Source organism: Saccharothrix sp. AJ9571 (assembly GCF_021725495.1).
Taxonomy (GTDB): Bacteria; Actinomycetota; Actinomycetes; order Mycobacteriales; family Pseudonocardiaceae; genus Amycolatopsis; species Amycolatopsis magusensis.
The window spans coordinates 8,737,606-8,755,879 of record NZ_CP091382.1; the positions used below are offsets into that span (position 1 = coordinate 8,737,606).

Below are 18,274 nucleotides of genomic sequence, written 5' to 3' on the forward strand. Positions count from 1 at the left end.
AGGAGCGAGCAACAATGGCCCGAGTGCTGATCCTGACCGGCGACGCCGCCGAGGAACTCGATTCGATGTACCCGGTCTTCCGGCTGCGCGAGGGCGGGCACGAGGCGATCGTGGCCGCGCCCACCACCCGCCCGGTGAAGCTGGTCGTGCACGACTTCGAGCCCGGCTGGGACGCCTACACCGAGAAGCCCGGCCACCAGCTGCCCGTGGACCTGGCCTTCAGCGAGGTGGACCCGGCGGAGTACGACGCCGTCGTGATCCCCGGCGGGCGGGCGCCGGAGTACATCCGGACCGACCCGGACGTGGCCCGGATCGTCACGCACTTCTTCGACCGCGGCCTCCCCGTCGGCACCATCTGCCACGGCGCCCAGGTCCCCGCCGCACTGGGCCTGCTGCGCGGCCGCACCACCGCGGCCTTCCCACCCCTGAAAGCCGACGTGGAACAGGCAGGCGGCACCTTCGCCGACGCCCCCGACGTCGTGGACGGCGCCATGGTCTCCTGCCGAGGCTGGCCCGACCTCCCCGAATGGTCACGGGCCTTCATGCAAATCCTGGAAAAGTCGGCGGGATAGCGCCGGCACGCAACACGAATGTGGCTTTGGGGGCCGATTCCGCCCCCAAAGCCACATTCGTGTCCATCCGCCGAAGCCGCCACCACGAGCACAACCGGCGGCCGGGCACCACAACCGAGCAGCCACCCACTTTCCCCTCCCCACCCCGATCCACCGCCAAAAACACGGCGGGGAGACCGATGTCAAGGCATCTTTCCCGCCTTGACATCGGTCTCCCCGCCGTCGTCACACTAAAAAATCGGGGTGGAGCACCAACCTAGAACTGCGTGAAGAACTTCCACACCTCCCCCGCCGTCCACGTCTGCCAGCCTTCGCAGCCGCACCCGTCGATGGGCGCCGGGGTGTGGCCGCCGTCGAACGCGGCCCACACGACCGGGTATCCCGGCTGGCAGACGGAGTACGCGGTGACGCGGTGGCTGCGGCTGCCCTGCGCCGGCTCGGGTGGGTTCTGGGGCGTGCAGCCGTTGTTCTTCACGAACCGGTCGCGCAGCGCCCGTCCCTGCGAGATGTTGAGCACGGTGTCGCCCAGGCCGTGGATGCCCAGGTAGGCGATGGGCTGGGTACCACCGGAGCAGCCGCTCAGCTGGGCGCCCGAGAAGACCGCGACCGCGCGGAAGACGTTCGCCCTGGCGCACGCGAGCGCGTTGCTCATCCCGCCGCCGTAGCTGAAGCCCAGTGCGAACCGCTGCGCCGTGTCGACGCAGAGCGCCGCTTCGAGCTGCTTGATCATGTCGTCGGTGAAGGTCACGTCCTCACCGCCGGAGTTGGCCCAGCCGTTGCTGATCCCCTGCGGCGCGACGAAGATCGCGCTGTTGTTCGCCAGCCGCTGCTGGCCGTAGTAGGCCCAGTTCGCGCCGTCGGTGCCGCCGGAGTTGACGTCGTTCGCGGTGCCGCCCCACCAGTGGTAGCCGAAGATCAGCCGGTAGGCGCGGTTCCGGTCGTAGCCGTCGGGCAGCTTGAGGAGGTAGTTGCGGCTCTTGCCGCCGCTTTGGATCGTGTGGTTGCCGTTCGCCAGCGTCGGCGCCTTCCCGCACCCGGCGGAGGCCGCTGCCGTGCCCACCTCCGCGGGCGCGTCAGCCGTGGCCGGGGTGCTCGTGGCCAGGACGAGCAGTGCCGCGACCGCGGCCGAGCCGAGCCAGGATTTGTGTTTCACCATCACAACTCCCTGTGGTTGTCCGTACCTTGCTGCGTGGTGGCGTGGTAGGTGTGGCCCGCCTGTCCGGCGAACTCGATCAAATCGGCTTCGGGCTTCGACGGCTGGATCTCGCCGCCGGTCGTCTGGTCGAGGAGCCGGTACGAGCCGGTGAACAGGCGGCTGCGCACCCGGATGGGTCCGGCCCGGTCCGGGGTGACGGTCAGCGCGCTCGGCTTGCCGCCGCTCCACACCGCGCCGACCGTGCGGCCACCGCGCCCGCGCAGGCCCGTGACGCTCCCCGCGGGCCACGCGGACGGCAGCGCGGGCAGCACGTGCAGCTCACCGTTGTGGCTGTGCAGCAGCATTTCGGCGATCCCGGAGGTCGCACCGAAGTTGCCGTCGATCTGGAACGGCGGGTGCAGGTCGAACAGGTTGGGCGCCAGCCGCTCCGGCGTCACCAGCAGGCGCAGAAGGTCGTGCGCCCGGCCGCCCTCCTCCATGCGCGCCCAGAAATTGATCTTCCAGGCGAGCGACCAGCCGGTACCGGCGTCGCCGCGCAGTTCCAGGGTCCGGCGGGCGGCCGTGTACAGCTGCGGTGTGCCGCGCCGGGTGATCTGGTTGCCCGGGTGCAGGCCGTACAGGTGCGAGATGTGCCGGTGCCCCGGCTCGACTTCCACCCAGTCGTGCAGCCATTCCTGGATGTTGCCACGCGAACCGATCTTCATCGGCGCCAGTTTCTGTCTGGCCGCCCGGACCTGGTCGCGGAAGCCGGGGTCCGCCCCGAGCACGTCGGCGGCGGCAGCGCAGCCGTCGAAGAGGTCGCGCAGGATCTGCATGTCCATCGCCGGCCCCGCGCACACGCTCGCGTTGGCGTGGTGGAGGGCTTCCGGCGAGTTCGACGGATTGGTGACCAGATGGCCCTGGCCGGGTTCGGGCACCAGGGTGTCGAGGAAGAACTGCGCCGCGCCCTTCATCGCCGGGTAGTTCCGCTGGAGGGACCCGAGGTCGCCGGTGAACCGGTAGTGGTCCCAGATCAGGGTGGCGAGCCAGGCACCGCCGGTTTGCCACATGCCCCACACCGCGCCGTCGACGACCGAGGATCCCCGCCAGCCGTCGGTGTTGTGGTGGGTGACCCAGCCGCGGGCGCCGTACTGCGTGCTCGCGGTGCGGCCGCCGGTGACGGTGAGGTCGCCGATCATCCGGAATACCGGTTCGAGGCACTCGGCGAGGTTCGTGGTGCCGGCGGGCCAGTAGTTCATCGGCAGGTTGGCGTTCAGGGTGTACTTCGACTCCCAAGCCGGGTTCAGCTGGTCGTTCCAGATGCCCTGCAGGTTCGCCGGCTGGGTGCCCGGCCGCGAAGAAGAGATGAGCAGGTAGCGGCCGTACTGGAAGAGCAGGGTGGAGAACTGCGGGTCGTCGGCGTGCTGGTGCTGGGCGATCCGGGCGTCGGTCGGCTGGTCGGCCGCGGCCGTGCGGCCGAGGTCGAGGGTGACCCGGCCGAACAACGCCTGGTAGTCGGCCACGTGCCTGCCGCGGAGCACGTCGTACGCCACGCCCTTCGCCGCATTCAGGCGGGACTGGGCGAGTCCCCGGTAGTCGCCGTTCACGGTCCGGTAGTCGACGTAGCTGGTGCCGATCGAGATCAGCAGAGTCACGCTGTTCGCGTTCGACACCCGGAGCGTGCCGCCGGAACTGCTGGTGGTCCCGCCCTCGGCCACGGCACTGGCCAGCGCGAGGAACCGGACCGAACCGGCTATTCCCCGCATGTCACCGGAAACGCCGTCCAGCGCGGTCGTGAAGCTGTCCGGAGTGGACACCGTCGCGCGCTGCGGGCTGCTGAACGCCGCGGTGAACGTCACCGAGCCGGGTGTCTCCGCGGTCAGGCGCAGGACGATCACCTGGTCCGGGGCGCTCGCGAACACCTCACGCCGGTACCGCACCCCGTTCGCGGTGTAGGTGACGACCGTCGTGGCGGTGGTCAGGTCGAGCAGGCGCTCGTACCCCGAGACGCTCGCCCCTTGCAGGGTGAGCTTGAGGTCGCCGACCGGCTGGTAGGCCAGCTGACCGGCGGGCTTGCCGAGCATGGCCTGGTTGATACGGTCCTGCGCCTGCGTCCACTGACCGGCGAACACGAGCTGCCGGATCTGCGCGAGCGCCCCCGCGCCCTGCGGGTTGTCGTAGTTGTGCGGACCACCCGCCCAGACCGTGTCCTCGTTGAGCTGCAACCGTTCCGTGTCGGTGTTGCCGAACACCATGGCGCCGAGGCGGCCGTTGCCGATGGGCAGCGCTCGCAGCCAATCTCCGCCGGCGGGCTCGTCGTACCACAGCGCCAGGTCGCCCGCCGAGGGCGCGGCCGAGCCGGGCCGGGTGGTCCACCCGGCGGGGACCAACGCGGCCCCGGCGCCGAGCTTCATCACCTGCCTTCGCGTCAGATGCGGCATCCCGGCGCCTCCGCTCGTCCCGGGCTCACTGGGCGGCCCACCGCTGGTTGGTCCCGCCGGTGCAGGTCCACAGCTGCACCGGCGCGCCGTTCGCCGTCGCGGAACCGCCGACCTCCAGGCACAGTCCGGACTGGACGTTGGTGATGGTGCCGTCCGCGTTGCGGTTCCACTGCTGGTTGGCGCCGCCGTGGCAGGTCCAGATGATCGCCGCCGTGCCGTTGGCGGTGCCGTTGCCCGAGGCGTCCAGGCAGCGCCGCGAGTCTCCGGAGTAGACGGTCAGCTCCTTCGCGGAGGTGTGGGTCCACTGCTGGTTCGCGCCGGTCCAGCAGTCCCAGATCTGCGACTGCGTGCCCGCCGTGGTGGTCTGGTTCGGTACGTCCAGGCACTTGTTCGCCGCCACCGCGCGCAGCACGCCACCACCGCCGCCCCCACCGCCGTTGAGCGCGTCGAGCACCGCCTGGTACGCCTGCTTCTTCTGGTAGTTGTTGTCGAACAGCAGCGGGGTGTCCTGGGCCCGCCAGCTGTACCGGTCGGTGATGCCCCAAGTGGTGATGCCGGTGCAGCGGGTGACGGCCATGCAGGCCTGGGTCACCTGCCGGTACACGTTGGCCTGACCGGAACCCGAGCCGCCGACGTCCAGCTCGGTGATCTGCACATCGACGCCGAGGTCGGAGAAGCGCCGCAGGTTCGCCTCGTAGCTGCTCAGGTTGGAGTTCGATCCGAGGTGGCTCTGCATGCCGACGCAGTCGATCGGCACGCCGCGGTTGCGGAAGTCGACGACCATGTTGTAGATCGCGGTGCTTTTGGCGTTGACGCCGTCGGTGTTGTAGTCGTTGTAGCAGAGCTTGGCGCCCGGGTCGGCGGTGCGGGCGGCGCGGAAGGCCTCCTCGATGTAGCCGTTGCCGAGGCGCTGCTGGAAGATGGACTGGCGGCGGCTGCCGTTCTCCTCGAACGCCTCGTTGACCACGTCCCACGAGTGGATCTTGCCGCGCCAGTGGCCTGCCACGCCGTTGATGTGGCCGACCATCGCCTGGCGCAGGTCGTTCCCGGCCAGGTTCTCCACCCAGCCCGGGTACTGGGCGTGCCAGACCAGGGCGTGGCCGCGCACGCTCATCCCGCGGCTGGCGGCGTAGTTGACGATCTGGTCGCCGCCGCCGAAGGTGAACTGGTTGCGGTTGGGCTCGGTGGCGTCCCACTTCATCGCGTTCTCGGCCACGAGGCTGTTGAACTCCCGGTTCAGCGTGGCCGAGTACGAGGCGTCGCCGAGGAGGTTGGGGACGACGGCGGCGCCGAAGTAGCGCCCGCTCTGGGCCGCCGCGGCGCCGAGTGTGTCGGCGGCGTGCGCCGTCCCGGCGGGCAGCACCACGACTGCCGCCGCCGTCGTCAGCGCGAAGACAGCCGATCGGAGACGGCCGCGCCACCGCGGGGATGAACTGCTGGTCATGATGGTCCTCACTTCGTCGTCGAAGGGTGGTCCCCCGCGGTGGCGGCCGCTTTGTCTCAGCAGGTGGAGTTGGTCTGGGTCAGCAGGCCCATCCGCCAGGGCAGGCGGATGTACTCACCACTCGAGCCCGGTGCCATTCCTTGGTAGAGGTAGTGCAGCTTGCAGGGGTTGATGGTCAGGGTCTGGTCGTTGCCGGCCCGGATGAGTTCGCCGTGGCTGATGTCGTTGGTCCAGACGCCGTTGGGGAAGCTGACGTTGTTGCGCCCGGCGAAGGGCTTGCTTTCCGAGGCGGCGTGCGGGGTCCAGGTTCCGGTGAGGCTGTTGGAGGTGAACGAACGGAAGTAGCGTCCGCCGGATCCGATCGCTTCCTGGATCAGCAGGTATTGGTTGGCTCCCGCGACCTTGTAGACGTTGGTCGCTTCGAACAGGGCGAACTTGGAATCGGAGAGCACGATCTGCGTGTTGCCGAATCCGTTGGGGAAGTTGGCCATGCTGGTCTGCGCGCGGTAGATGTGACCGTTGTCGTCGCTGAAGAACAGGTAGCAGTTCGCCGAATCGCAGATCACCCAGAAGTCGATCCAGGTGCCGTCGCCCTTGTTCTGGGTGACGATCGGGGGTTCCTGGGCGATGAAGGTGCGCGGTGCGGACCACGAGCGCGGGTCGGCGGGGTTGGTGCTGGTCGAGTAGGTCGGGGGCGCGGTCTGGTAGACCAGGTACCAGAGGTTCTGCGGGGCGAAGTGGAACAGCTGGGGTGCCGCGCGGTAGCCGGGGCCGATCGCCGAGGCGGTGTCGAGGTAGGTGTGGGGTGCCGAGGCGGCCTGGGACCAGTCGCTGAAGTTGTAGTTCACCAGTCCCCAGCCGGACGGGCTGGCGGTGGTCGCGTAGACCACCCACTGGTTGTTGTGCCGGATGACGGTGAAGTCCTTGACCGCCAGTGCGCCGGGGTGCTGGGCGTCCGGTTTCGGACCGGCGAGCACCCCGCTGGAGGACCACTGGAACGAGGAGGGCAGCACACCTTGTCCTGGATCGCTGGTGACGGGAACGAGTTGCCACTGCTGGTTGGTGCCGCCGTGGTCGGTGTACTGGACGACCCGGCCGCCGTCGGCGGTGGCGCCGTTCTGGACCTCCACGGCCTTGCCGCTGTTGCGGTTGAGCAGCCGGACGTGGCCGTCCGGGGAGTCGGCCAGCCGGAACTGCTGGTTCGTGGTGTTGTTGTCGGCCCACTGCACGATGTTCGCGCCGTCGGCGGTGGAGAGGTTGTACACGTCGAGCACCTTGCCGGAGTGCCGCGCCTTGAGCCGGTAGTAGCCGCCACCGGAGTCGACGAACTGGAACTGCTGGTTGCTCCCGTCCGCACGGCTCCACTGGTGCAGCTGCGCACCGTCCGCTGTGGACACACCGGACACGTCGAGCACCTTGCCGCTGTTGCGGTTGACCAGCACGTACCACGCACCCGGGTCCACCGTGGCCGCCTGCGCGACGGGTGCGCCGAACCCCGCGGGCAGCACCGCCGCCAGCACCGCCACCGCGGCGAACACCGAGGGCCGCCACCTCCGTCTGGCCTTGCCCATGCCGAACATGTACTCCTCCTTCACTTGGCCACCAGGGGCACTACGGGGTGGCGAGTTCGAACCGCTGCACCGTCACCGCGCCGCCGAGCGCCTGGGTGGCGTGGTTGAACACGGCGAACCGGTAACCCATGAAGAACGTCCAGTTGTTGTTCAGCGTGAACCCGGGGCCGAACGGGACGAAGTTCACCCCGTCGGTGCTGTAGGAGAACCGCGCCTGCCTGCCCGCACCCGGCCGGATGTCGGCGTTGGCGCGCAACCAGATCCGGGTTCCGGCGAAGTCCGCGCCCGCGACCTCGGTGCCGGTGTTGGTGGTGTTCCAGTTGGCGTCCATGGTCAGGTTGTTCACCATCACCACCCGGTTCCGCCCGCCGTCGCGTTTGATCCCGAGCCAGGCGGAGGAATCCCGGAGCATGGCCAGGCCGGTGCGGTCCCCGTCGCGCATCGCGGACAGGTCGAGCGCGACCGTCGCCGTCGAACTGGGCCCCTGGATGCGGTGGGTCAGGGTGTTGCGCGCCGAATAGAGATCATTGGTCACGGTGGCGGTCTGCAACCGCAGGCCGTTGCCCACGGCGTACTTCGTGGTGTCCGGGTTGTGGTTCCACTCCCACTGCGGCCCCAGCGTGGAGCCCGTGAAGGTGTCCACGCCGATCATCGGCTTGACCGGGCGGGGCGTCAGGTTCGGGAACGGGTAGCTGGCACCCCACCTGCCGTTCACCGTCTGCACCTGGGGCCAGCCGTCCGAGGTCCAGGTGACCGGGGCGAGCGCGGGGACGCGGCCCCCGGGGTAGGCGTCGACGAAGGCCAGGTAGTACCACTGGCCGTTCTGGGTCTGCACCAGCCCGCCCTGGTGCGGCACTCCCCCGCCCTGGATCGGCCCCGGCAGGTCCAGCAGCACCTGCCGGAGCGTGTACGGCCCGAAGGGGTTGTCGGCCTTGAGGATGTACTGCCCGTTCGCCGGGCGGGTGAGGAAGATGTAGTACTTGCCGTCACGCTTGTAGAAGCGGGCGCCTTCCAGCGTGCCGATGTTCGACGGGGTGGTGAACACCTGCTGGGAGCGCACCTCGCTCTTCCCGTCCGGCGACAGCTCCGCGACGCTGATGTTCGTGTTGCCGTAGGCGACGTACATCTTGTCGTTGTCGTCGATCAGCATGCCCGCGTCGTAGTAGCACTTGTTGATCGTGGCGTGCCGCTGCCACGGGCCTTCCACCGTCGACGCGGTGTAGAGGTGGGTGTTGGCGAAGTCGACGCACCCACCCCAGTAGAAGGTGTTGTTGCTCTTGCGGTGGTTGAACATCGACGCCCAGATCCCGCGCACGTAACCGCGGCCGCCGCTCAGGTCGTACTTCGCGCCGAAGTCCAGCTTCGGCACCGAATGCCCGGCGAACTCCCAGTTCACCAGGTCGTACGACCGCAGGACCGGCGCGCCCGGCGAATAGTGCATGGTGGACGCCGAGTAGTAGTAGGCGTCGTTCACCCTGATGATGTCGATGTCCGCGAAGTCCTGCCACAACACCGGATTGCTGAAAGTGGCCTGCGCCCGCACGCTTTCCGCTGGTGCCGCGTGCACCAGCCCGGCGGCGGCGACCAGCACCGCGGCCACTGTCCACAGTCGACGGAGCATCACAACTCCTTTCCCATCGGACCGCTCAGCTGCGGATCCATCGCTGGTTGGCCTGCCCGTTGCAGGTCCACAGGAGCACGGCCGTCCCGTTCGCCGTACCCGCTCCGCTGACGTCCAGGCAGAGGCCCGAACCGGTGTTCGTGATGGCGCCGTTCGCCCCGAGGGTCCACTTCTGGTTGGCCTGGCCGTTGCACGGCCAGATGACCACCCGGGTCCCGGCGGTGGTGCCCTGGTCGTAGGCATCGAGGCACTTGTCGCCGAAGACGCGGATCTCGCCACCCGCCCAGGTCGTCCACAGCTGGTTCGCGGCGGTGTGGCAGTCCCAGACCAGCGCGCCCGTCCCGGCCGCGGTCGAGGAGTTGTCGACGTCGAGGCAGCGCCCCGATCCGTCACCGCGCAGGCGGGAGGTCGTGCCGGTCAGTGGCGCACCGCCGGTGACCCGGTAGGCCGCCACCCCGTGGGCCGGCACGCTCGCCGTGATCTGTCCCGCGGTGCTCGAGGTGGCCCCGGTCCACAGGTCGGTCAGCGTGAACGACCCGCCGGACAGGCCTGCCTGGGCCGCGGTGGTGCTGATCGTGGCGGTACCGCCGCCGCGGTTGAACAATCCCACCGCGACCGAACCGTCCGACAGCGGTTTGGCGAAGATCTCGACGTCACCGTCGTCCCGCACCCGCCGCCCGCCCGCGCCGAGGGCGTCCTGGTTGACCGCCAGCAGCCGCGGATTGCGCAGGACCGCGGAAACCTCGGCGGACATGGTGCGGATGTCGTTGCCCGCCATCAGCGGCGCGGCCATCAGCGCCCACAACGCGAAGTGCGACCGCGACTCGGTCAGCGTGAGCCCGGGGCGGCCGACCACCAGCATGTCCGGGTCGTTCCAGTGCCCCGGCCCGGCCTGGGCCGCCAGCGGCGCGTTCACGTCGACGACGTTGCCCACACCCATCGGGTAGCTGTTGGTGTTGCCGTTCTGCCAGATGTCCAGCAGGTCCTCGGTGGTCCGCCACAGGTCGGCGACCTGGCCCCAGTCGTAGGTGGACCCGGTGATCGCGTGGAAGCTGTTCGGGTTGATGCTGTAGACGATCGGGCGCCCGGTCGCCCGCACCGCGTCCCGCATCAGCGTGAACCGGGCGACCTGTTCGTCACGGGTGCCCTCCGGGGAGCACCAGTCGTACTTCAGGTAGTCCACCCCCCACGACGCGAACGTGGTGGCGTCCTGGACCTCGTGGCCCGCGCTGCCCGTCGAGCCGGGGTGCGTGCCGACGCGCTGGGCACAGGTGCGCTCGGTCGGCACCTGGTAGATCCCGAACTTCAGGCCACGGCTGTGGATGTAGTCGCCCAGCGCCTTCATCCCGCTCGGGAACTTCGCCGGGTGCGCCCGCAGGTTGCCCTGCGCGTCCCGGTTCGGGTCGAACCAGCAGTCGTCCACCACCACGTACCGGTAGCCCGCGTCACGCATGCCGGAGTCGGCCATCGCGTCCGCCGCCTGCCGGACCGCCGCCTCGGTGACCCCGCACCCGAAGCTGTTCCAGCTGTTCCACCCCAGCGGGGGTGTCACCGCCGGGCTGCCGGGTGCGGCTTCGGCCACCGGCTGGTGTGCCGGGGAAAACCCCACGGACAACGCCATCGCCAGTGCCATCGCGGCGGCGAACAGGCGTACCAGGCACGTGCTGGGTCGCGCGGGCATCGTTGCCCCTTCCCTCGCGTGAACGGAATCAGGAGATCTGCCACGGGCGAACGCTTCACGCCCCAGATCGATGGGGTTCCAGCCAGCCGGAGGTCGTGATGTGAACGCTAACATGTCCGCCAGGACAGGAACAAGCCGTAATTTCGGGCGATCTTGCGAAAGTTTCGGAGCGCAGCGTTAGCGCGAACATCGTGGTACTGCAACGGATCCACGATCATGCACGTAGGCATGTAATCCATTGTGGATTCGGCAGCCGGGCGGCGATGGTGGCCCGGCGGAAGGCAGTTCCGTACCTCGGCATCACACAACTCCCTTGTTGCGGTGACGGCGAACGAGTCGTTTGTATCCGACTCATTCCTCTGAGGTGGCGGCCCGCCCTACACCATACCTCCCGACGATGCGCGGTCGTCAAGGGAGAACTCCCGCGACGAGCCCACCTCAGCGCGGATAAGTCTGATCCATCCGGTTGACCCGCTTGTCGATGAGTTGCTCATATGGTCCACTGGTGACCGCAGCGCTTCCTCGCTGTCCTGGCCAGTCGCACGGCGTCGAGCACCTCCCCCACGTAAGGAGATCCCGTGTTCGCGTCCTCGTCTTCCGTGGTGCGCAGACCCCTACCGGCCGTCCTCGTGGCACTGACCGCCGCGATGGTCGTGGTGGCCCCGATTCCGGCTGCCTCGGCGGCCGAGACCACCCTCCACGCCGCACCGTCCGGAACCGGCATCGCTTGCACCGCAGCCGATCCGTGCTCCCTGCCCGCCGCGCGGGCCGCGGTGCGGTCCCGGGTCGGTTCGATGTCCGGCGACCTCGTCGTGGAGCTGGCCGACGGGGTGTACCGGCTCTCCGAACCGTTGCGGCTGACCGCCGCGGACTCCGGCAACCACGGGCACCGCGTCGTGTGGCGGGCAGCGCCGTCGGCCCGCCCGGTGTTCACCGGCGCCCGCGCGGTCACCGGCTGGACGCTCGCCGACGCCGGGAAGAACATCTGGCGCGCGGACGTCGGCGCCGGGATCGACACCCGGCAGTTGTACGTCGACGGAGCGATCGCCACCCGCGCGCGGACGCGGGTGAACCGGTCCGACTTCACCTTCACCAGCTCCGGCATGAGTTTCTCCAGCCCGGGGTTGGGTTATCTGAACACCCTGGCCGACCAGGACCGGGTCGAAGTGGAGAGCGTCAACTCGTTCACCGACCGATACTCGCCCGTGCGCGCCATCAACGGGAACTTCATCACCATGCGGCAACCCGCCTGGAACAACAACACCTTCGGCTACGACACGCTCGCCGCCCCGCACCGGGCCGGGCCGTTCTACCTGGCCAACGCGTACGAGTTCCTCGACAGCCCCGGCGAGTGGTACCTCGACCCCGGCTCCGGCACTTTGTACTTTGTCCCGCCGGCCGCACAAGAGCTGGAAAAAACCAGCGTCGAACTCCCGGTGCTCCAGTCCTTGGTCAGCGTCGGCGGCACCTACGACGCGCCCGCGCACGACATCACCTTCAGCGGGATCACCTTCACCGGCACGAGCTGGCTCGGCCCCAGCGGGGGCCAGGGGTACGCCGACCAGCAGACCGGGGCCTACCTCGCGGGCGGCTGGAACTGGCCTGCCGACCGGCTGACGTCCTGTCAGAACGGCTGCCCGCAGTTCGAAGCGGCCCGGCCGCACTGGCACCAGATGCCCGCCGCCGTGCAGGTTTCCGCCGCCGAGCGCATCACCTTCGGCGATTCCGAGTTCGTCAACCTGGGACAGACGGCGATCGGCATCGGCAACGACGCCAACGCCCACACCAGCGGCGTCGGCCTCGGCGCGCGTGACATCACGATCACCCGGTCCGAGATCGCCCGCAGCTCCGCGGGCGGCATCGTGGTCGGCGGCGTCCGCGCCGACGCGCACCACCCGGGCGACCAGCGGATGGTCAACCGGAACATCAGCATCGGCGACAACCGCATCCACGACCTCGGCGTGGACTACCGGGGCAGCGTCTCGGTGCTGACCACCTACGTCACGACGACCGACGTGTCGCACAACGAGGTCTACAACCTGCCGTACACCGGCATGTCGATCGGCTACGGCTGGGGCAGCAACGACGCCGGTGGCAGCGACCACTACGCCAAGCGCGGGCTCTACAACCACCAGCCGCGGTACTCGACACCGACCACCGCGTCGGGCAACCGGCTCACCGGCAACCACATCCACGACGTCATGCAGCAGATGAACGACGGCGGCTGCATCTACACGCTGGCGTGGAACCCGGGAGCGCAGATCAGCGGCAACCACTGCGCGCGGACGAACGGCCACTTCGGCGTCTACTTCGACGAGGGTTCGAAGTACTACACCGTCACCGGCAACGTCTTCTCCGCCACCGGAACCTGGGCCACGGCCAACTACTGGGGCGGGGAGAACATGGGCAACTGGACCCTCACCGGCAACTGGTCGGCCAACGGCAGCACCAACGTGTCCCATGGGGACCGCGGCAACGTCGTCCACAGCAACGTGACCGTCAGCGGGGGCGCCTGGCCGCCCGGCGCCCAGGCCGTGATCGCGAACGCCGGGCCCCGGAGCGGCACCCAGTGGAGCCCGCGATGAAGCGGTGGGCGGCCGTGCTGGTCGCGGCACTGACGCTGGCGGGCTGCGGGAGCGCCTCGGGACCGGACTCGGCGTCCGGCGGCGGTGAACAGAAACTCGTGGTCTGGGACTGGAAGTCGGGCGACCCCGCCGCGGCGGCCTACCTCGAGAAAGCCAAGGCCGACTTCGCGGCCAAGCGTCCCGGCGTCTCCGTCGAATTCGTGGCGCAGCCGTTCGACCAGTACTACACCCTGCTCGGCGCGGCCATCCAGGCGGGCAGGGGGCCGGACGTCATGCTGTTCAACGGCGGTGGCAGGCTCCGCGACCGGGTGGACGCGCTCGTGCCGCTGGATCCCTACGTCACCGCGGATCGCGACCGGCTCGCGGGCTGGGAAGCGTTCGGGGAGAACGGGAAGACCTACGCCTCGCCGGTCACGCTGCAGGGTCATCCGATCTACGTCAACCGCAAGCTCTACCGGGACGCGGGCCTCGATCCGGACAACGTGCCCGCGACCTGGGACGAGTTCGTCAACGCGTGCACCACGATCAAGGACAGGACCGGAGCCCGGTGCCTCGCGCTCGGCAACAAGGAAGGCGCGGGCATCCAGTTCTTCCTGTCCGGCCTGGGTTCCGGCGCGCTGACCGGCCAGGAGTACGGCGACTGGATCACCGGGAAACGGGACTGGGCCGCCCCGAACGTGAAGCGGATCTTCGAACTGTGGACGGAAGCCGACCGCGCGGGCCTCAACACCGAGGGTCCCAATTCGACGGCGATGTTCAACGACTCCTTCGCGAAGTTCCAGTCCGGGGAGGCGGCCCACGTCATCGGGCTGATGTCGGACGTTGGACACTGGAAGGAATTCGGTGAATTCCTTGACCCCGGCGACATCGGGGTGATGCGGGCGCCGGTCATCACCCCCGGTGCGGCACCGAGCCTGCCGTACGACGGTGGCATCGGCTACGCGGTCGCCCGGTGGACCCCGGATCCCGCGCTCGCCGCCGATCTCGTCCGTGCTCTGTCCTCGAAGGACGCCTTGGCGGTGTTCCACGCCGACGCGGGCGCGATCGCCGCGGACACCTCCATCGACGTGTCGGCGGCCGGTCCGGTCGCCTCCCGCGTCGTCTCCGGGATCGCGGGCGGACGGCCCGCCCTGCACGTGGCGCTTTCGTCGGCAACCCTGGACCTGCTGGGAAGGCTGTCGCAGCAACTGTTGAGCGGCTCGGTCACCGTCGACGAGGCGCTGTCGCAGCTGGCCGCTTCGGATCGAGACGGCTGACCCGGTGCCGCCGGTCACCCGCCGCCTGAGCGCGGAACGCCTCGCGCCCTACGCACTGGTGGCGCCGGCCGTGCTGGTCGTGGTCGCGTTGCGGCTGTACCCGCTGGCGCTCGGCGTCAACTTCTCCTTCACCGGGGACGCGGAACTCGACGGAAGGACCGTGGGACTGGACAACTACGCGACCCTTTTCGACGACCCGCTCTTCCTCGGCGCACTGCGGAACGTGGGCTTGCTGGTGTTGTTGCTACCGGTGGCGGTCGCGATCCCCGGGCTGCTCGCGACCTTCATCTACCTGCGCGTGCCGGGACACCGGCTCTTCCGCGGCGTCTACTTCTTCCCCGCGGTGCTGTCGCCGGTGATCGCCGGGGCGATCTTCACCCTGCTGCTGGCCTTCGATGGTCCGGCCAACTCCCTGCTCGGCACCTTCGGCCTCGGCCCGGTCGACTGGCTCGGTGATCCGGACGTCGCGCTCTTCGCGGTCGTCGGCGTGCACGTCTGGGCGACCTTCGGGATGGCACTGGTGGTGTTCCTCGCCGGGTTCGCCACGCTGGACCCGTCGCTGCTCGACGCCGCGCGGATCGACGGCGCCGCGCTGCCGCGGCTCGTCCGGCACGTGATCGTCCCCGGCCTGACCCGCACCATCCAGTTCGTCTTCGTGACCACCATGATCGGGCTGCTGACCTCGATGTTCGGGCTGCTCTACGTGATGACCGGCGGCGGGCCGGGAGGCGCGACCTACCTGCCGGAGTACTACATCTGGATCCAGCAGGGCCAACTGGACCGCCCGGCACTCGCCTCGGCCGCGTCCACCGTGCTCTTCCTCGTCATGGTGGTGGTGGGCCTGCTCCAGATCGGCGTGCTCCGCCGGTCCGGCCGGGTGGACTGATGCGCGCCCGGTGGCTGGCCGCCATCCCGATGGCCGCGCTCGCCCTGGTGACGATCTACCCGCTGGTGTTCACCACGAACGTCGCGCTGAAGACCCGGCACGAATACGTCCTCGACCGCTTCTCCCCCGCCGATTCCCCGCGACCGGACAACCTCGCCACCGCCTGGGCCAGCGTGGGCATGGGCAGCTATTTCGCCACCTCGCTCATCGTCGTGACGTGCGCGGTGGCGCTGCTGCTGTGGCTCGGCTCGATGGCGGGCTTCGCGCTGGGCAGCCTGCGCTTCCGCGGTTCGCGGGTGCTCTACCTCGGCTGCCTCGCGGCGTTGTTCATCCCGTTCCAGGTCATCATGGTCCCGCTGGCCCGGACGATGACCACCCTGGGCCTGATCGACACGCGCCCCGGTCTGGTCCTCGCCTACGTCGCGCAGTTCCTCCCGTTCACGATCTTCCTGATGGCGAGCTACTACGCGCACGTCCCGGCCGAGATCGTCGACGCGGCCAGGATCGACGGCAACACGCTGTTCGGCGTCTACCGGCGGATCATGCTGCCGATCGGTACCCCGGCCCTGCTCTCGGCCGGCATCCTGGACGCGTTGTTCTGCTGGAACGACGTGCTCATCGCGTTGCTGCTGATGCCATCGGCCGAAAACCGCACCCTGATGGTCGGGGTCACTTCGCTGCGCGGGCAGTACTCCGACGACATCCCGGCCTTCGCCGCCGGTGTCCTCATCGCCGCCGTGCCCGTGCTGATCGTCTACCTGTTCTTCCAGCGCCACATCGCCGAAGGCGTCGCCGCCGGTTCCACGAAGGGCTGACCATGCGGATCACCGGATTCCGAACGCTGCAGACGGTCCAGGAATGGGGGCGGCCGGTCGGGGACGCCAACGGCGTCTTCGCCGACGGGCGCATCCCCGTGCCGATCATCCTGGTGGACACCGACGAGGGGATCACCGGTGTCGGTCTCGGGCCGCACGCCGATGCCGGTGCGGTCTTCGCCGCCCTCGACGGCGAGGACCCGCGCGGGGTCACCGCCCTCTACGACCGCATGCTGCGGCAGCGGTTCAAGACCGGGCACGCGGGAGCGGTGTTCGGCACCATCGGCGCGTTCGACACCGCGTTGTGGGACATCAAGGCCCAGGCCGCCGGGGAGCCGCTTTGGCGGTTGCTGGGCGGTCGCGACCGGCGGGTGCCCGCGTACGCCTCGGGCCTGGACATCGGCCTCACCGACGCCGAACTCGTGGCGGTGTACCAGGACTACGCCGAGCACGGCCTGCGCGCGGCCAAGCTCAAGGGCGGCCTGGACGTCGACCGGGACCGCCACCGGCTGACGCTGGTCCGCGAGGTGCTGGCCGGTGCCGCGCGGGGACCGCGGCCCGTCCTGATGCTCGACGCGAACGAGTCCTGGTCACGCAAGCAGGCCGTCCGCCACGTCTGCGAACTCGAACGCACCCTGGACCTCACCTGGGTGGAGGAGCCGGTCCGGCGCTGGGACGCCGACGGACTGGCCGCCGTCGGCCGGGGGATCCGGGCGGCGGTGGCCAGTGGGGAGAACCTCTCCGGGCTCGAACAGTTCCGCCCGCTGCTCGCCGCGGGAGCGATCGACATCGTGCAGACGAGCGCGATCTGGGGCATCACCCACTTCCTGCGCGTGGCCACCCTGGCCCACGCGCACGAACTGCCGGTCAGCCCCGTCGGGAACACGCCCATCGGCCTGCTGCACGCCGCCACCTCGGCACCGAACCACCTGGCCGCCGAACTGCAGGACCTCCTGCCACCCCAAGGCGTCTTCGTCGACGCGCACGTCGAAGACGGCCACTTCGTCCTCGGCGACTCGCCGGGTATCGGCATCCGGATCGACGAGGACCTCATCCGGGCCCGGCCGGGCGTGGCAGCCCGCGGCGGGCCGAACGTACGACCGGAATGGGCCGGGCGGCGCCTGCTCCCCGTGCCGGACGGCATGCCCGCACCCCGGCACCGCACCGGCGTGGTCCGGCCGCTGCCACTGCGCCAGGCGGACGGGAAGTGAGCACCGGCGGCTTCGTCTCATCCAGTACGACATCGGGCAGATTATTGACGGCCGTCACGGAGCTGCATATCTTCGCGGTGAGCGGCGATCCCCCGGCTGGAGGTCGATGATGACGAAACTCAGAACGGTGCTCGCGACGCTGATCAGCATCCTGCTGGTCGCCGGCATGGGCAGTGCGCCCCCGGCGTCCGCCGCGTCACTGGTGGAGGTGACGAACTTCGGCGCCAACCCGGGCGGGATGCGCATGCACCTCTACGTGCCCGATTCCCACCCGGCCAACCCCGCGATCGTGGTCGCCATGCACGGCTGCGGCGGCTCGGGCCCCGGCTTCCACTCGAGCAGCGAATTCGCCTCGCTGGCCGACCAGAAGGGCTTCCTGGTCATCTACCCGAGCGCCCAGCAACAGGCCGGGTTCGGGAAGTGCTTCGACACCTGGTCCGACGCTTCCAAACACCGCGGTGGCGGCAGCGACCCGGTCTCGATCGCCTCGATGGTGACCTACGCGCAGCAGAAGCACGGCGGTGACCCGCAGCGCGTCTTCGCCACCGGCTCCTCCTCCGGCGGCATGATGACCAACCACCTGCTCGCCCTCTACCCGGACGTGTTCAAGGCGGGCGCGGCTTTCATGGGCGTGCCGTTCAACTGCTTCGCCAACGCCGCCGACTTCCCGCCGGGGGCGAGCAAGTGCACCGGCGGGAGCATGAACCGGACCCCGCAGCAGTGGGGAGACGCCGTCCGGCAGGCCTACCCCGGCTACACCGGTCCCCGGCCGAGGATGCAGTTGTGGCACGGCACCGCCGACACCCTGGTGCCGTATTCGTTGCTGCAGGAGGAAATCGAGCAGTGGACCAACGTGTTCGGGCTGAGCCAGACGCCGACGTCGGCCGACACGCCCCAGCCGAACTGGAACCGCCGCCAGTACGCGGACACCGCGGGCACCGTCCAGGTCGAGGCCTACAGCATCCAGGGCGCCGGGCACAGCCTGCCGTCGAGCGGCATGGCCGCGCGCGCACTCGCCTTCTTCGGCATCGGCTGACCCGGTCACCTCCGTCCACA

At 69.4% G+C, this 18,274-nt stretch carries 12 protein-coding genes and 1 pseudogene; 7 read left to right on the forward strand and 6 right to left on the reverse strand.

The annotated features are described in order from the left end of the window. Positions 1-14: 14 nt before the first annotated feature. A complete protein-coding gene (locus L3Q67_RS39510) occupies positions 15-572 on the forward strand; it encodes a DJ-1/PfpI family protein (protein ID WP_499186518.1) in 558 nt (185 codons plus the stop codon). 259 nt (positions 573-831) lie between these two features. On the opposite strand, the pseudogene L3Q67_RS39515 reads toward L3Q67_RS39510, so the two are convergent. From L3Q67_RS39515 to L3Q67_RS39540, 6 genes and pseudogenes are all read right to left on the reverse strand, one after another. Further along, positions 832-1,728 (reverse strand): annotated as a pseudogene (locus tag L3Q67_RS39515) (CE1 family esterase); the annotation flags it as partial. Further along, positions 1,728-4,148 (reverse strand): glycoside hydrolase family 95 protein, encoded by a 2,421-nt coding sequence (locus tag L3Q67_RS39520; protein ID WP_499186519.1) that lies wholly within the window; start codon positions 4,146-4,148, stop codon positions 1,728-1,730. The pseudogene L3Q67_RS39515 and the gene L3Q67_RS39520, both read right to left, overlap by 1 nt. A gap of 25 nt (positions 4,149-4,173) precedes the next feature. Continuing rightward, the gene (locus L3Q67_RS39525; RefSeq protein ID WP_499186520.1) at positions 4,174-5,592 is read right to left on the reverse strand and encodes an endo-1,4-beta-xylanase; all 1,419 of its coding nucleotides are present in this window, start codon (positions 5,590-5,592) and stop codon (positions 4,174-4,176) included. A 56-nt stretch (positions 5,593-5,648) separates the two neighbouring features. Beyond that, the gene (locus L3Q67_RS39530; protein ID WP_499186521.1) at positions 5,649-7,187 is read right to left on the reverse strand and encodes a non-reducing end alpha-L-arabinofuranosidase family hydrolase; all 1,539 of its coding nucleotides are present in this window, start codon (positions 7,185-7,187) and stop codon (positions 5,649-5,651) included. A 16-nt stretch (positions 7,188-7,203) separates the two neighbouring features. Next, complete coding sequence (locus tag L3Q67_RS39535) at positions 7,204-8,784, reverse strand: glycoside hydrolase family 43 protein (protein WP_499186522.1); 1,581 nt, start codon at positions 8,782-8,784, stop codon at positions 7,204-7,206. Positions 8,785-8,809: 25 nt separating this feature from the next. Beyond that, positions 8,810-10,465 (reverse strand): glycoside hydrolase family 27 protein, encoded by a 1,656-nt coding sequence (locus L3Q67_RS39540; protein WP_499186523.1) that lies wholly within the window; start codon positions 10,463-10,465, stop codon positions 8,810-8,812. A 578-nt stretch (positions 10,466-11,043) separates the two neighbouring features. Here L3Q67_RS39540 and L3Q67_RS39545 point away from each other — a divergent pair. The 6 genes from L3Q67_RS39545 to L3Q67_RS39570 all read left to right on the forward strand — a co-directional run bounded on the left by L3Q67_RS39545 (position 11,044) and on the right by L3Q67_RS39570 (position 18,254). Next, positions 11,044-13,050, forward strand: coding sequence for a right-handed parallel beta-helix repeat-containing protein (locus L3Q67_RS39545; protein WP_499186524.1), 2,007 nt, complete (start codon positions 11,044-11,046; stop codon positions 13,048-13,050). Further along, positions 13,047-14,306: an ABC transporter substrate-binding protein gene (locus tag L3Q67_RS39550; RefSeq protein WP_499186525.1), complete on the forward strand. Its 1,260-nt coding sequence runs from the start codon at positions 13,047-13,049 to the stop codon at positions 14,304-14,306. Before L3Q67_RS39545 ends, L3Q67_RS39550 begins: the two co-directional genes overlap by 4 nt. Positions 14,307-14,310: 4 nt before the next feature. Beyond that, positions 14,311-15,192, forward strand: a complete 882-nt coding sequence (locus L3Q67_RS39555) for a carbohydrate ABC transporter permease (protein ID WP_499186526.1) — start codon at positions 14,311-14,313, stop codon at positions 15,190-15,192. Further along, the gene (locus tag L3Q67_RS39560; protein ID WP_499186527.1) at positions 15,192-16,007 is read left to right on the forward strand and encodes a carbohydrate ABC transporter permease; all 816 of its coding nucleotides are present in this window, start codon (positions 15,192-15,194) and stop codon (positions 16,005-16,007) included. The genes L3Q67_RS39555 and L3Q67_RS39560 overlap by 1 nt, the downstream gene beginning before the upstream one ends. Positions 16,008-16,009: 2 nt before the next feature. After that, positions 16,010-17,218: a mandelate racemase/muconate lactonizing enzyme family protein gene (locus tag L3Q67_RS39565; protein ID WP_499186528.1), complete on the forward strand. Its 1,209-nt coding sequence runs from the start codon at positions 16,010-16,012 to the stop codon at positions 17,216-17,218. 109 nt (positions 17,219-17,327) lie between these two features. After that, complete coding sequence (locus L3Q67_RS39570) at positions 17,328-18,254, forward strand: CE1 family esterase (RefSeq protein WP_499186529.1); 927 nt, start codon at positions 17,328-17,330, stop codon at positions 18,252-18,254. The last annotated feature ends 20 nt before the right edge of the window (positions 18,255-18,274 follow it).

Excerpts from the sequence above, each read along its gene's own strand:
- L3Q67_RS39510 (WP_499186518.1), top strand. The coding sequence starts at position 15 with ATGGCCCGAGTGCTGATCCTGACCGGCGACGCCGCCGAGGAACTCGAT.
- L3Q67_RS39520 (WP_499186519.1), bottom strand. The coding sequence starts at position 4,148 with ATGCCGCATCTGACGCGAAGGCAGGTGATGAAGCTCGGCGCCGGGGCC.
- L3Q67_RS39525 (WP_499186520.1), bottom strand. The coding sequence starts at position 5,592 with ATGACCAGCAGTTCATCCCCGCGGTGGCGCGGCCGTCTCCGATCGGCT.
- L3Q67_RS39535 (WP_499186522.1), bottom strand. The coding sequence starts at position 8,784 with ATGCTCCGTCGACTGTGGACAGTGGCCGCGGTGCTGGTCGCCGCCGCC.
- L3Q67_RS39540 (WP_499186523.1), bottom strand. The coding sequence starts at position 10,465 with ATGCCCGCGCGACCCAGCACGTGCCTGGTACGCCTGTTCGCCGCCGCG.
- L3Q67_RS39550 (WP_499186525.1), top strand. The coding sequence starts at position 13,047 with ATGAAGCGGTGGGCGGCCGTGCTGGTCGCGGCACTGACGCTGGCGGGC.
- L3Q67_RS39560 (WP_499186527.1), top strand. The coding sequence starts at position 15,192 with ATGCGCGCCCGGTGGCTGGCCGCCATCCCGATGGCCGCGCTCGCCCTG.
- L3Q67_RS39565 (WP_499186528.1), top strand. The coding sequence starts at position 16,010 with ATGCGGATCACCGGATTCCGAACGCTGCAGACGGTCCAGGAATGGGGG.
- L3Q67_RS39570 (WP_499186529.1), top strand. The coding sequence starts at position 17,328 with ATGACGAAACTCAGAACGGTGCTCGCGACGCTGATCAGCATCCTGCTG.